Source organism: Lentiprolixibacter aurantiacus, from assembly GCF_026241225.1.
GTDB lineage: Bacteria > Bacteroidota > Bacteroidia > Flavobacteriales > Flavobacteriaceae > Lentiprolixibacter > Lentiprolixibacter aurantiacus.
In genome coordinates, this window is sequence record NZ_JAPFQP010000001.1 from 182,647 (window position 1) to 196,505 (window position 13,859).

Below are 13,859 nucleotides of genomic sequence, written 5' to 3' on the forward strand. Positions count from 1 at the left end.
AAACAAAAAAGATGCGATCTCGAAATTCCTTTAAACTGTCGGCTGTACTGGCAGTAATCCTTTTAATAGGTTGTTCAGGACCAGACAAAGAATCTGCAACACTGCTGATTCATGGCGGACCAATCTATACCGTAGATACCACTCAAACCATCGTAGAGGCCGTTGCGGTCAGGGATAACCTTATTCTGTTTGCCGGCAGCCTGGAGGAAGCAGAAATGTATAAGACAGACCAAACCCAGGTGATCGATCTGGAGGGAAAAACCATGACCCCCGGGTTAATTGAAGGCCACGGTCATTTTATGGGGTTAGGCTACAACGAGTTATCGCTGGACCTCATCAATACTACCAGCTATCAGCAAATAATTGATGCCGTTGCTGAGAAAGTGAAAACGGCAGAACCCGGCGAATGGATCACCGGTCGCGGATGGCACCAGAGCAAATGGGATTCTATCCCCGCAGATACGGTTTTAGGTTTCCAGACCCATGACCGGCTCAGCGAGGTTTCCCCGGACAACCCCGTCTACCTGAGGCACGCCAGCGGGCATGCGGGCTTTGCCAATGCCAAGGCTATGGAAATTGCCGGGATACAGGTGCTCCCTCGTGAGGGAATAGACCAGTTTGAGGTAGAAGGTGGAGAAGTCATTCGGGATGCCCTGGGGAGGCCTACAGGAGTATTCAATGAGCGAGCCCAGACACTTATCACCAAGCATATACCCGCCAATACTCCTGAGACCGATAGGCAGGCTTTTGAACTGGCCGTAGCCGCCTGCCATCGACATGGAATAACCGGATTTCACGATGCCGGGATTGGCAGGGGGACTATTGCGCTATACGAAAAAATGAAGGCAGAGGATAAAATGAAGGTACGAATGTATGCCATGCTCACCGGCTGGGATAAAGAACTGCTCAATGAATGGTACGACCGCGGTATGATGGTAGACCCGGATCACGAATTTACCATCCGTTCCGTAAAGCTGAACTGCGATGGCGCCCTGGGGTCCAGAGGAGCCTGGCTGCTGGAGCCATATTCGGATCGTCCCGGTCATTACGGGCATGAAACCCTGCCCATGGAATTCGTAGCAGAAAGTGCCCTGAATGGATTGCAACACGGATTTCAGATCTGTTCCCACGCCATTGGCGACAGGGCTAACAGGGAGATCCTGGATCGTTATGAAGCCGCTTTCGTAGAATTCCCGGAACTGGCCAATGATCACAGGTATCGGATAGAACACGCCCAGCATCTCCACCCCGATGATATTCCAAGATTTGCAGAACTGGGGGTAATCCCAGCCATGCAGGCAGTACACCTCTCATCAGACAGGCCCTGGGCTATTGACCGCCTTGGGGAAAAACGGATCGTAGAGGGGGCCTATATGTGGCAGGCTTTGCTGCGGAGCGGCATTCCCATTGTTAATGGCACCGATGTGCCGGTAGAACCCCTGAATCCCATAGCCAGCTTCTATGCCAGCGTGAGTCGCAAAACATTGAAGGGCACGCCGGAAGGAGGCTACGAACCTGAACAGAAGATGACCCGTGAGCAGGCCCTGCGATCCTACACCCTGGATGCGGCCTATGGGGCATTTGAAGAAGACATCAAAGGTTCTATCGAGCCTGGAAAGCTCGCCGACTTTGCTATTTACAATCAGGACCTCATGCAGGTACCGGAAGACAAGCTGCTGGAAACAGACGTGATTATGACCATTTTTAATGGCGAAGTGGTTTTTGAAAAAGAAGATTAAGCTAGCTGAATACATGGCAAAATCTTAAGGAATAAGGGCCATTATAACTGTAGAATTTCGTAAATTGTATATCTCTTTAAAGACATGGTAATCATGTCTTTAATTCCACAATTAGCACCGGCGATTCCTTAAAATATAAGTATCATGTCTGCAGAAATCGTAATCATTCTAGTAGGTGCCTTGTTAATCCTGCTATCGATCAGCCACAACATTAAGATTAAAGACGCCCCTCTGAACTTGATTAGCCCGAAATTAAGGGTACCCCTTGGCATTATTGGGGTTTTGTTGTTCATCTATGGCGGTTTCTCATATGGCACGGTAAATGTTCCCGGTCCGCTGGAGCAGGCCACGGTAGAAGAAATGAAACCGGTTGAATACCCGGTAAAAAGTGTGCAGGTGCTTTCTCCTATTGCAGGAGATTCCGTCAATTGCCGTATTTTAACCAAAGGGGTCTACCCGGAAGGTCACAATAAAGATATCTGGGTACTTCTCAAACCCTCTGATGGTTTTTATTATCCTCAGTCCGACCATACCAATACCTCCTACAAAAGAGACGGGGAATGGCAGGTAATTACCCGCTTTGGCGGAGATGAAGGCGAGACTTTTGAGGTCATTGTATATGAAACAGATGCCACTGCTACTGAATTCTTCAGTACTACTATTGCAAACTGGAAAGCAGCCAATTCCTATCCGGGTCTGAAACTCGAAGAAATTCCTGCTAGTGCCACCGTACTTGAACGCTTAAAGGTTATACTAAATAAGAACTGCAGGGGTGCTCATGATACCCCTAACACCCTTTGAATCTGCTTATAAATTTGATCCATTAAAGCATACATTGACGTAAATCAAGTTAGCAAAAGATGATAGGAATTGACAAACCTCTAAAGACCTTCCTGTCGTTAATATGCCTTTTCCTTTTAAATACAATTAATTCTCAGAAATACGGGAGTCACCAGCAGGATGTAATATATGGTTATAGAGATGGGATGGCCCTGGTTATGGACATTTACTATCCCGGAGACAATACATCAAAAAGCGGGATAATAGTGCTGATGTGTGGAGGTATGAATTCAAGTCCGTTGTGGTCTCACCAGGCTGGGGAACGACCTGATATTCAGCACCTACTGGAAGAAGGGTTTGTTGTCTTCGCTACCGCCCTTAGTAGTCAGCCTAAGTATACGACAGACGAAAGCAGCTCAGACATACCTCGTGCTGTAAGGTTCATTAGATATAATGCAGTGCGTTTAGGTGTACATCCAGATAGGATTGGCGTAATGGGTTATTCGTCTGGTGCACATGTAGCCCTGATGGCGGGACTGGCTTCTCCTCCCCCAAATCCTGAAGCTAAAGACCCGGTTGATCGGATATCTTCAAAAGTACAGGCAGTGGTAGCCTATTCTCCCTCGACGGACCTTCTTAATTTCGGTAAAACCAATACTTCCATTATAGATCATTTCAGTTCTTTTGGATATTATCTGGTAGCTCCTTTTGACTATCATGAATGGAATCCTGAGTCATATCGCTTTGAGCGCGTGGAAGAACCTCAAAAACTACGGGAATATTTTGAAAAAAATTCTCCAGTGTCCTTCGTTTCTGCGGATGATCCCCCCGTTTTATTAATTCACGGGGAACAAGATAAGTTGGTGCCCATACAGCAATCAGAAATTCTGGTTAAACTCTTGAAAGAAGCTGAGGTGACCCATGAACTTCACGAAATAAAGGGAAGAGGACATGGATTAGCTCCGCAATCGAAAGAGGAATCCCTGAAGGCCCTGGAGTGGTTTAAAAAGTATCTAAACCAGGATTAAGCAATAAACCTCTAACTTTAAACACTGTAAACGCTTTTTAACTTACCCGGTCATTTGGCATATTCCAATTTTCAGAGGATTACACAGTCCTAATTCCAACATTTAATAACTAAACAAGCCGAAATGAAATCTCTGCAAAATAAACTCTTCTACATTCCCCACTTTTTTGTGGGCTGCATCCTAGTTCTAGTAGTCTCCTGTCGCAGCGAAGTAAAAATATCTCAGTATAACCCTGCCACACAGCAATTGATTACACTGGTAGAAAGCGATCCCGAATTGAAGTCGATGCTGGAGGCATCCCTGGAAAAAGCCAAACAGATCAATCCGGATCCCAATACCAATCCGGCACAAAACCTGGAAGAATACTACGCATTTGTTTCCTGGGCCGAAACTTCTATGCCCTGGGCCTTACTGCAAAAAGAGGAATACCCGGAGATTTTTGATAATATCTTCCAAAGCCTATGCGCTTTCTATTTCCTGGTAGACCAGCCCCTGGCCGAACTCGAAGGAAAAGGACTGGTTAACAACTCCCTTCAGTATACAGAACCCTTTGCCTCCTGGTTAATGGAATTCAGCAGATCCTGGGGCAACTTCCTGGATAGTGAAGCTTCATGGAATGAGGAATATTACCAGATGGCCCTGAACGATCCTAATTTCGGCTTACAAAATGGCTGGTACGAAGACCCATCCAACTGGACCACCTTCAACGAATTCTTTTCCCGCTACCTGAAATCACCGGAAATGCGGCCAATTGCCGCTCCGAAAACAGATTCCATTGTTGTTGCCTTTGCGGATTCCGAACCACAGGGAGTATGGGCCATTGACAGCTTGTCCCAGCTGGTTGTTGAGGATGGGGTTCCCGTAAAATCGGCTACCATTAGGTCCATATCCAAATTAATTGGGGAAGATTCCGAATATAAAGATGCCTTTGCTAATGGCACATTCACCCACTCCTTTTTGAATGTAAACGACTATCATCGCTATCATTTCCCTGTGGGGGGAACCATCAAAGAAGCCCGGATCATAAAGGGGATCAATCCCCCTGGTGGCGAACTCAAATGGGATAGTGAAAATAAAAGGTATGCCTTTAACCCGGCAGCTAAAACCGGATGGCAATCCATCGAAACCCGGGGTTGTGTTATTGTGGAAACCCAGGATTACGGATTGGTAGCACTGCTCCCCATAGGCATGGCTGCGGTGAGTTCTGTTAATCTTGAAGATACGGTGGTTCCGGGAGCCAGGGTGAAGAAGGGAGATATGCTGGGTCATTTTGCCTTCGGCGGATCTGATTTTATCGTAATTTTCCAAGAGGGGGTCACCTTTACGCTCGATGCCCCTGTGCAGGAAGGAAGCGAATACTACCAGCATATCCTGATGGGGGAACGCCTGGGCTATCTCAGTAAGGAACAATAAAGTACCGTCAACTTATAAATATGTACCGATATGAAACTAGCAAAAATATTCTGGTCCCTGGGAAGCCTGCTAATTAATGTTACCATCATTATTTATATTGCCCTCTCCAGCAAAGCCCCACAGGACATTGTAGAGCGATATGCCTACATAAACAGCAACTGGGCCTTATACGGGGCGCACTGGAAAGCGGAGTTTTTATTTATGACCCTGATTGCCATCGGGGCTGTATTTTTTGCAGCAAGATTCAGGAAGATAAGCTGGTCAGTCATTGTCGTTGGGCAGCTTATCCTGCTGCTTACCTATCCCATTATGCTCGGAGGGTATCAGAATACACCATTTGAACTGGCCGAGATGGCTAACCAGATGGCTACAGTGGTTTTTGTTTTTGGAAATCTCGTATTCTTTTCCGGTTTGCTGCTGTTGTATCGGGAAGACGGATTGCTAAAAAAGTGGTTACGGATCGTTGCCATGGGGCTGTCGGGGATTGGCGCACTAGTTTTCCTAATCACTTTTGCCGGAGTTATCAGTTGGAAACAGGCAATGATGGCGGGGCCTCTCATAAACATACTCTACCTGATCAATGCCTACTACGGATTAAAAATTGGGGCAGATGAAAAATAAATCGGTAATATAATGGCCACCCACCAAAAAATCATCCGGACCTGGAGTGGATGGACCACACTTGAAAATGCATCGGCTTACGAAAAGTTTCTTGTAGAAGAGGTTTTCCTTGATGTAAAAAAGAAGGGAGTAGACGGACTGGAAAAAGTGAGCATCTCCACCCTTACTCATAATGAGGAAGTACAATTTTTCCTTGTTCTTCAGTTCAGTACCCTTGAAGCTGTAAAGAAATTTGCAGGAGAAAATTATAAAATGGCCTATATCCCTGAAAAAGCAAAGCAGCTTTTAAAACGATATGACCATACAGCCAAACATTTTGAATTAAAGCAGGAGCTATTGCTATAAACCCTATCTTTTCAATATAAAATAACCACCAACCATCCAACCCAATGCCTTGTTTTAAAATACGGTACTTTATTCTTCTGTGCTGCTTTATTTGCCCCCTCGTTGTTCCTGGGCAGAATGCAGTCGATGAAATAAGAGGCGTGGTAAAAAACGGGAATGGGGATTTTATTGAACTGGCCACCATATCACTATTCCGGGAAGACAACCGTTTTGTCAGCAGCACCATTACCGACGTCCAGGGTGAATTTATTCTTGCCGATGTGTCGCCGGGTAGCTACAGCATCCGAATAGATCATTTGCTTTATGCCGCCTATGAGAGTGAAAGTCTGATTAAGATCGCTGGCAGAACCCTGAACCTGCCAGATATAATGCTGACCGAGAACGTCAGTGAACTGGACGAGGTAGTGCTGGTAGATCAAAAGGAGTTTATCCAGGTAAAGGCAGATAAGATTGTCTTTAACGTGGCAAGCAGTCCCAGTGCATCGGGAAGCAATGGGTTGGACTTACTGAAAGTGGCCCCGGGAATTACCGTGGATTTTGATAATTCCATATCGCTTTTGGGTAAAGACAATGTTCAGGTGTATCTGAATGGGGTGCAATCCCGCCTGGCAGGGAGTGACCTCGTCAATTTTCTGCAAAGCCTGACCTCAGATACGGTAGAGTCCATTGAAATCATTTCCAACCCTGGAGCGCAATACGAGGCAGAAGGAACGGGAGGGATTATCAATATCCGACTTAAAAAATCCGTTGCCCGGGGATTAAATGGCAATGTCACTTCCAGTTTTACCAAAGGGGAAGAATACCGGTACAGCAATAATGTTGTGTTGAATCTCGGTGGGAGCAAATTGCAAACCAGGCTGGATGTTACCCAATCCCACAACAATTCACTACGGATCTTTGATGATCGGATACAACAGAACAATGCTGTCCTTTTCGGGCTATCACGCGAAAACCAGATACAGGATGGATTTAATATAGGCTTGGGGCTGGAATCACAGATCAGTGAAAAACACTATGTAGGCCTGGAAGGAAGAGCTATTTTTAATGATACGGAAAACCGACTTGTGAATTTTACCGACATATTCACAGTAGAACCACCTGAATTCACAGAAATTCTCTTTTCCCGGGTACAGGCCAAGGGCAACTCCGCAAACTACCTTTTTAACGGCTTTCATTTATGGAATTTTGAGGACGAAAGCTCCATCACCACCAACATCAGTTTTGGGACATACAACAGCGACCAGATTACCTTGCAGCCCAATACTTATTTCGAAACAGACGGCACCACAGTGATCAACACGGAAGACAGCAGGTTCGATGCCGATACAAAAATTAATTTATGGTCTGTTAAGACCGATTACCAGAAAAGCTGGGAAACCGTAAGTCTCTCAACTGGATTTAAATATGCCCAGGTTAAAACCGACAACAGTTTCAACTTCTTCAATTTTGAAAACAGCACCCCTGTTTTTGACCCCACACAAAGCAATGACTTTACCTATACCGAAAATGTTACGGCAGCCTATGCCAACCTCAACTTTAAGATAAGTGAACATCTCTCCCTCAATACCGGCTTGAGGATGGAACACACGGAATCACGGGGACAACTCTTTTCTGAGGTGGAGACGGCAAATAATGACGTTTCCCGCAGCTATACAGATTTCTTTCCCAGTTTAGGACTGTCCTTTGACGACCAGGAAAAACACAGTTTCAGCCTGGGCATCGGAAGGCGTATAACCCGACCGGTTTACCAGGACCTGAATCCTTTTGAACGCCCCAATAGTCAGCTGGTCATCTGGAAAGGCAACCCTTTCCTGAACCCTAATTACATCATGAATTACCAGGGCTCTTATGCCTATAAACAAAAATTTGTCTTAACGGCCTATTACAGCGAAACCACGGATTTCTTTTCCAGGATCGTGGAAATTACAGGGGAAGAGACCTCTCAAATCATCCCTAGGAACATGGAAAAGGCAACCAACCTGGGTGCATCCCTAAGTGTTCCCCTAAAGCTCACTGAAAAATGGGATGTGCTGTTGTTTGGAAACCTCTTTCAGGAAACCTTTAAGGGCGATGTGGAAAGTACCTTTATTGACCTCTCCAACTGGCAGTGGGATTATCGCATTCAAAATATCATTAGCCTCCCATCAGATTTTCTGCTGGATATTACCTTCACCCAGCGCAGCCGGTGGATCTGGCGGGGTTCCGTTTATATAAAGGGTACGGAAGGACTAAGTTTCGGTATCCGAAAAGACTTCTTTGATAAAAAATTACAACTTCGGATTACCGGGGCCGATATCCTCCGCACAGAAAGCGACCTCCCTTATACATCGGATTACGGTGGGATAGACCTGGATGGTGTCTACACGGCAGACAACAGGCGTTTTGGTATGGGGCTGACCTATAATTTTGGCGGCAGCAAAACCGAAAGTAAAAGGAAAAAAGGCGCACTGGACGAAGAATTAAAACGTATACAGGATTGATATTAGAAATTTTAGCGTTCAATAAAATTTTAATCTTTCAAGATGCGTATTATACCTGATCCCTTACGAACATAATTAACATATTCGATGTGGTCTAAAAACAAGATAAAGTCTTACCTCTATGAAGGAAGAATCCATAATATTCCTAAATTGGAGGACATCACCCAGAAAACCAACCAATGAAAAACGATAAGAACTTGTCCAGAAGGGAGTTCAGCAAGGCGGTAATTTCTGCTCAGCTACTATTAGCCTCCGGATTTTTAACCGTACACCTGGCATGCAAAGGGAATAAGGATTCTAAAGCCGGGGCAATCTTTAATCCTTCACAAAAAGAGACCTTAAGTCTTGCCACGGATGAAATTATCCCGGCAAACAAAAATATGCCTTCGGCCTCCGAGGTTGGAAGCCTTCAATATGTTACCAGTATTATTGAAGAAATGCCGGAGCTCGCCCCATTATTTAATAGCCTGATTGATGAAATTGAAAGTCAGAGTGCAAATACCTATAAGGCAGCCTTCGCAAGTTTAAACCGGGAACAGCGAATCGAAGTTTTGAAAAACCTGGAACAATCTTCCCCTGAACTATTTAACATTCTTAAGGACTTCACCTATGAAAGTTACTACACCAATGAGAAGGTGTACAGCCTGATTAAATACGAGCCGCACCCTACCGGTACCTCCGGACCAGATATGGAACCTTTTGATGAAAAATTATTGGAAAGGGTAAAAAACATACCTCCCATGTACACCAAGATATAGGGATTATGCAAAACAAAGAGATAGATGTATTAGTTATTGGCGCTGGCGCGGCCGGGGCAGCCCTCTCCTGGAGATTAACGGAAAGAGGGGCAAAAGTGGTCTGCCTGGAACAAGGTGGCTGGATAGATCCTTTAACATTCCCCTCCTTAAAACCAGATTACGAAATCCAATTGTCAAGGGGTGATTTTAACTTAAGTCCTAATATTAGAAAGCGTCCCGAGGACTATCCGGTAACAACGGGCGGGGAAAATCCTCCATTTGTAATGATGTTTAATGCAGTGGGAGGTTCTACCATTCACTGGCAGGGACTTTTCCCGAGGTTCCATCCTTCAGACTTTAAGGTTAAAACCCTGGATGGAGTTGCAGATGATTGGCCAATAAGCTACTGGGACCTGGAACCATATTACGATTTGAACGACAGGATGATTGGTGTGTCTGGTGTCTCTGGTGATCCTGCTAACCCTCCGCGATCACCTCGCCAAATGCCTGCATTGCCCATTGGTAAAATGGGGAAAACCCTGGTTAATGGTTTTGAAAAACTGGATTGGCACTGGTGGGTTCAGGACCAGGCCATAAATTCCAAACCTTACAATAACAGGTCTCCATGTATGCTTCATGGTAAATGCATGTTTGGATGTCCGATGGGAGCAAAAGCATCTACAGATAGAACGTATTGGCCCCTGGCTATTCAGAAAGGTGCAGAAATAAGACCCTGGTCCAGGGTTAAAGAAATAACAGTTGACAAAACCGGCAGGGCCAAAGGAGCTATATATTTTGATCAAGACCACAACATCCAGGAAGTCACAGCCAAAGTGGTGGTGGTTTGTTGCAATGGCATTGGAACCCCAAGACTTCTGTTAAACTCAAAGTCCAGCCTGTTCCCGGATGGACTTGGCAATTCCAATGGCCTTGTTGGTAAAAATTTCATGGTGCATCCAACTCACTTTATCTCAGGTATTTTTGATGAAACCCTGGACGGCCATATAGGTCCAATGGGCAGCCCACTGTTTAGTCAGGAATTCTATGAAACGGATGAAAAAAGAGGATTTAAAAGAGGATATATGATGATTGGTGAGCGAACATTTGGCCCTCTTTCACAAACTGCCTCAATCCCATGGGGCAATAAGCATCATGATGAATTCAGCAGGGTATTTCCCCATCAGGCGGGCATAACCATTGTTGCCGATGATCTACCTGAAGAAACCAATACGGTAACCCTGGATGAAAAGGAAACAGATTCTAATGGTATTGCAGCTGCCAAAGTCACCTACTCCCTTTCTGAAAATTCCAAAAAAATGCTGGCCCATGCTGCGCAGAAAGCAACCGAAGTACTGGAAGCGTCCGGAGCCAAAGAAGTCGTGGTACCTCCTCCTACAAATTTAGCACATCTTATGGGTACTGCCCGGATGGGCACCAGTGATAAAAATTCAGTGGTTAATGCTGATAATCAAGCACATCATATAAAGAACCTTTTTATTGTTGATGGAAGTTCTTTTACGACTGGGGCTGGTGTTAATCCCACTTCAACAATTATGGCTCTGGCGTTACGGGCAGCAGATAAGATATGGGAAAGGCGTAGGCAGTGGTAACTCATTTACGGTGTGATGGATTACCAAAAGCTCCATGAAATCCTGAATGTGATCCAGGAATTTGCAGCGGCAAATGAGCAGATCCTGGCCGTTGGATTATGCGGTTCCTGGGCACGGGGAGCAGCCAATAGCGACTCCGATATTGATTTGTCCTTCATTTGCCGGGACAAGGAATTTTTCAAGACTACAGCCTGGCTCCAAAAGATCGATTTTAAAATAATAAACAGCAACATAATACGATTTGAAGACCAGAAATATGGTGTTGTCTGGTCCAGGCACGTTTTCCTTGAGGATGGAACAGAAATTGAATTTTCATTTGCCGATACCTCCTGGGCTAATATTGACCCCCTGGATACAGGGACGGAAAAAGTAGTGTCTGATGGATACAGAATCCTCTACGATCCACACCAATTACTGAAAAGACTGCTGCAAAAAGTTAAGGCAAAAACATAAATTCGCATTATCAGTTTATTCCCTTAGATAGATATGAAAAGAACAAGCTATTGGTTTATTGGCGCCCTGATCGTTTTTTGTCTGGCCTGCTATTTCCTGGTCACAGGATCTTCAGTACTGCTCCTTTCCCTTTCTGAATCGAACAATATCCCATTGGGCACCATTATCACCTGGTTGGGTATTATTTCCATTCCGCTGCTCTTTTATTTTGGGGTAAGGAGGTTAAGGGACCCGATAACCAAAACAGAAAGGGTTTTCAGCATACTCTTAAAACTTTCTATCTGCCTGGCCTTGCTATGGGTGCCTATCAGTTACCTGCTTGCTGGAAATTTATCATTCAGTTTTTCCGAAAAAGCTACATTCCAGGGAGGACAGCTGGCCATGAAGGCCTTCTGGTTCAACGCTTATTTTACAGCAGCAGCACCAGTGGTTCTGGGAATTATGTTCGGGTTGATTTCCCTGTTCCAGAAAAAACCAGGCAACCAGAATTAAAGTTGCAGCTTAGTTAATCCAACTCTTAAGACTATTATAAATTGGCCTGGCATGTAAAGGGAGTTCCCTAATTTTAAAACAAAAACATGCTATGTATAATTTAATCCGAATACTTCTTGTCTGCAGTCTCGCCCTTCCTTTGGGCAGCGGCCACGCCCAGAACAAAACAGAAGGCCATTATACCTATAGATCCGGAGACTGGAACGGGATTGGCAAATGGTATATGGGTCGTGAGATTGCGCGGGTAATGGGGTACCAGGGGATGAGCTGGCTGGAACGCCCGGAAAGGGAGAAAGAGGAAAGGACCTCTTTGCTACTAAAAAACATGAATATTCGCCCGGGAGATGCCATCGCGGACATAGGAGCAGGATCAGGGTACCACGTATTTAAAATGGCTGATATGGCTAAAGACGGTGTGGTCTATGCAGTGGATATACAGGATGAAATGCTGGCCGAGATCAGACGAAAGATAAAAGATGGTGAAATTACCAATGTACAGCCCGTAAAGGGAAGTGAAAAGAGCGTAAACCTGCCCGAAAATTCCGTGGATAAAGTCCTAATAGTGGATGTATATCACGAGATCAGTTTTCCAAAGGAATTGAGCGCCTCGCTCTACAAGGCCATGAAGGCAGATGCCAAACTCTACCTCATTGAATACCGCGCAGAAGATGCCACAGTCCCCATAAAAAAGATCCATAAAATGTCCGAAGAACAGGCTGTCAGGGAAATGGCGGCTGCAGGCTTCAGGCTTGAGGAAAATATTGGGAATTTACCCTGGCAGCATTGCATGGTTTTCGTAAAAGAATGAGCCTTGAATTATCTGTTATTTTCCATGGGTAACGTATCTTAGTCCTAAGCATCATTATTTCCATGAAAAAGATTCTCATCTTACAAATGCGCCCGGAAGATGCCACGGCAAACAGCGAGTTTGAAGCCATCATGCGTGTTGGCGGACTAAAGCCGGAAGAAGTACAGCGCGTAAGGCTGGAGCAGGGGATCCCCGACATCAAACTGAAAGACTATGCAGCCATAATCGTCGGAGGGAGCCCTTTTGACCTGAGCACCCCTCCAGCTGACAAAAGTGAAACCCAAAAAAACATTGAAGCCTTTTTCAACAAACTTTTAGAGGAAGTTGTTCAGGTAGACTTCCCCTTCCTGGGCTGCTGCTCCGGGAACGGATTACTGGGAAAATTCTGTGGGGTCTCAATCTCCCGCACCTACTCAGAACCTATAGGCAGTGTAATGATCTCTGTAACCGAAGAGGGTGCGGCAGACCCTTTGTTAAAAGGACTGCCGGATAGTTTTTTGGCAAGGGTGGGGCATAAAGAAGCCTGTGATACCATCCCTGATGAAGCCGTTCTGCTGGCCACCTCAGATCCCTGTCCGGTACAGATGTTTCGGATTAAAAAGAATATCTATGCTACGCAATTCCATCCTGAAGCTGATGCCCATGAATTTATTATGCGGATTAAAACGTATAAGAATTTTGGATACTTCCCCCCGGAACAGGCAGAAGATCTGATTGCAGCTGCTTTGCAAATTAAGACGCCTAAACCCAAGGAAATACTAAAGCGTTTTGTAGCAGCCTACAAATGATAAATGCATGATTTTGGGGATCCCTCTTACTAAAATGATACATTTGTTTTTCCTGTAATCTGACCTCATATGAGAAAATGGCTGGTTTTATTGCTCCTTCCCCTTATGGCCTCATGCCCGGGTAAACAAAGTATGGAGAGTGTACTGGACCTTTACAACAGTGAGTCTGTGCCCTATATTCAGGTCGACAAACTGGCTGAAGGAACAGAATATATCCTTTTAGATACCCGGGAAAGTGCAGAGTTTCAAGTAAGTCACCTGGACAATGCCCAATGGGTGGGTTACGATCAATTTGATATTGAGGAATTCCTTAAAAAATACCCGAATAAGGATGAGGCCCTGGTAGTATACTGCTCTATTGGGGTTCGTTCCGAAGACATTGGGGAGCAATTGCAGGATGCGGGTTATACCAACGTGAAAAACCTGTATGGTGGCATATTCGAATGGAAGAACAAAGGGTACCCTGTTGTGGATACGCTGAAGGAAAAAACAGAAAAAGTACACGCCTACAGTAAGTATTGGGGCCGGTTACTGACTAATGCCGAAAAAGTGTATTCGCCTTAAT

The 13,859-nt window shown here is 45.1% G+C and carries 14 protein-coding genes; all 14 read left to right on the top strand.

Annotated elements, in window-relative coordinates:
* The first annotated feature begins 11 nt into the window (after positions 1 to 11).
* The 14 genes from OO016_RS00785 (at position 12) to OO016_RS00850 (ending at position 13,858) form a co-directional block, all read left to right on the top strand.
* On the top strand, positions 12 to 1,739 hold the full coding sequence (locus OO016_RS00785; protein ID WP_266010118.1) for an amidohydrolase: 1,728 nt from the start codon (positions 12 to 14) through the stop codon (positions 1,737 to 1,739).
* 144 nt (positions 1,740 to 1,883) lie between these two features.
* The gene (locus OO016_RS00790) at positions 1,884 to 2,540 is read left to right on the top strand and encodes a hypothetical protein (RefSeq protein WP_266010119.1); all 657 of its coding nucleotides are present in this window, start codon (positions 1,884 to 1,886) and stop codon (positions 2,538 to 2,540) included.
* Between the two features lie 59 nt (positions 2,541 to 2,599).
* Complete coding sequence (locus tag OO016_RS00795; protein WP_266010120.1) at positions 2,600 to 3,547, top strand: alpha/beta hydrolase family protein; 948 nt, start codon at positions 2,600 to 2,602, stop codon at positions 3,545 to 3,547.
* A gap of 123 nt (positions 3,548 to 3,670) precedes the next feature.
* Positions 3,671 to 4,960 (top strand): phosphatidylserine decarboxylase, encoded by a 1,290-nt coding sequence (locus tag OO016_RS00800; RefSeq protein ID WP_266010121.1) that lies wholly within the window; start codon positions 3,671 to 3,673, stop codon positions 4,958 to 4,960.
* A gap of 30 nt (positions 4,961 to 4,990) precedes the next feature.
* Entirely contained in the window at positions 4,991 to 5,581 is a 591-nt protein-coding gene (locus OO016_RS00805) for a hypothetical protein (RefSeq protein WP_266010122.1), read from the top strand.
* A 12-nt stretch (positions 5,582 to 5,593) separates the two neighbouring features.
* Positions 5,594 to 5,926, top strand: a complete 333-nt coding sequence (locus OO016_RS00810; protein WP_266010123.1) for an antibiotic biosynthesis monooxygenase — start codon at positions 5,594 to 5,596, stop codon at positions 5,924 to 5,926.
* Positions 5,927 to 6,066: 140 nt separating this feature from the next.
* Complete coding sequence (locus OO016_RS00815) at positions 6,067 to 8,406, top strand: TonB-dependent receptor domain-containing protein (protein ID WP_266010124.1); 2,340 nt, start codon at positions 6,067 to 6,069, stop codon at positions 8,404 to 8,406.
* 179 nt (positions 8,407 to 8,585) lie between these two features.
* Positions 8,586 to 9,164 carry a gluconate 2-dehydrogenase subunit 3 family protein gene (locus OO016_RS00820; RefSeq protein WP_266010125.1) on the top strand — a complete coding sequence of 193 codons (579 nt, stop codon included), beginning with the start codon at positions 8,586 to 8,588 and terminating at the stop codon, positions 9,162 to 9,164.
* A gap of 5 nt (positions 9,165 to 9,169) precedes the next feature.
* On the top strand, positions 9,170 to 10,753 hold the full coding sequence (locus OO016_RS00825; protein ID WP_266010126.1) for a GMC family oxidoreductase: 1,584 nt from the start codon (positions 9,170 to 9,172) through the stop codon (positions 10,751 to 10,753).
* A 15-nt stretch (positions 10,754 to 10,768) separates the two neighbouring features.
* Positions 10,769 to 11,206, top strand: coding sequence for a nucleotidyltransferase domain-containing protein (locus OO016_RS00830; protein ID WP_266010127.1), 438 nt, complete (start codon positions 10,769 to 10,771; stop codon positions 11,204 to 11,206).
* Positions 11,207 to 11,239: 33 nt separating this feature from the next.
* A complete protein-coding gene (locus OO016_RS00835) occupies positions 11,240 to 11,698 on the top strand; it encodes a hypothetical protein (protein ID WP_266010128.1) in 459 nt (152 codons plus the stop codon).
* A gap of 91 nt (positions 11,699 to 11,789) precedes the next feature.
* Positions 11,790 to 12,506, top strand: coding sequence for a class I SAM-dependent methyltransferase (locus tag OO016_RS00840; protein ID WP_266010129.1), 717 nt, complete (start codon positions 11,790 to 11,792; stop codon positions 12,504 to 12,506).
* A gap of 62 nt (positions 12,507 to 12,568) precedes the next feature.
* Entirely contained in the window at positions 12,569 to 13,294 is a 726-nt protein-coding gene (locus OO016_RS00845; RefSeq protein WP_266010130.1) for a glutamine amidotransferase, read from the top strand.
* 69 nt (positions 13,295 to 13,363) lie between these two features.
* Positions 13,364 to 13,858 carry a rhodanese-like domain-containing protein gene (locus OO016_RS00850; protein WP_266010131.1) on the top strand — a complete coding sequence of 165 codons (495 nt, stop codon included), beginning with the start codon at positions 13,364 to 13,366 and terminating at the stop codon, positions 13,856 to 13,858.
* Position 13,859 lies beyond the last annotated feature (1 nt).

Bases quoted from the DNA above. Each gene is read 5' to 3' on its own strand.
- OO016_RS00785 (WP_266010118.1), top strand. From the start codon at position 12: ATGCGATCTCGAAATTCCTTTAAACTGTCGGCTGTACTGGCAGTAATC.
- OO016_RS00845 (WP_266010130.1), top strand. From the start codon at position 12,569: ATGAAAAAGATTCTCATCTTACAAATGCGCCCGGAAGATGCCACGGCA.
- OO016_RS00825 (WP_266010126.1), top strand. From the start codon at position 9,170: ATGCAAAACAAAGAGATAGATGTATTAGTTATTGGCGCTGGCGCGGCC.
- OO016_RS00800 (WP_266010121.1), top strand. From the start codon at position 3,671: ATGAAATCTCTGCAAAATAAACTCTTCTACATTCCCCACTTTTTTGTG.
- OO016_RS00830 (WP_266010127.1), top strand. From the start codon at position 10,769: ATGGATTACCAAAAGCTCCATGAAATCCTGAATGTGATCCAGGAATTT.
- OO016_RS00805 (WP_266010122.1), top strand. From the start codon at position 4,991: ATGAAACTAGCAAAAATATTCTGGTCCCTGGGAAGCCTGCTAATTAAT.
- OO016_RS00850 (WP_266010131.1), top strand. From the start codon at position 13,364: ATGAGAAAATGGCTGGTTTTATTGCTCCTTCCCCTTATGGCCTCATGC.
- OO016_RS00790 (WP_266010119.1), top strand. From the start codon at position 1,884: ATGTCTGCAGAAATCGTAATCATTCTAGTAGGTGCCTTGTTAATCCTG.
- OO016_RS00810 (WP_266010123.1), top strand. From the start codon at position 5,594: ATGGCCACCCACCAAAAAATCATCCGGACCTGGAGTGGATGGACCACA.
- OO016_RS00795 (WP_266010120.1), top strand. From the start codon at position 2,600: ATGATAGGAATTGACAAACCTCTAAAGACCTTCCTGTCGTTAATATGC.
- OO016_RS00820 (WP_266010125.1), top strand. From the start codon at position 8,586: ATGAAAAACGATAAGAACTTGTCCAGAAGGGAGTTCAGCAAGGCGGTA.
- OO016_RS00835 (WP_266010128.1), top strand. From the start codon at position 11,240: ATGAAAAGAACAAGCTATTGGTTTATTGGCGCCCTGATCGTTTTTTGT.
- OO016_RS00840 (WP_266010129.1), top strand. From the start codon at position 11,790: ATGTATAATTTAATCCGAATACTTCTTGTCTGCAGTCTCGCCCTTCCT.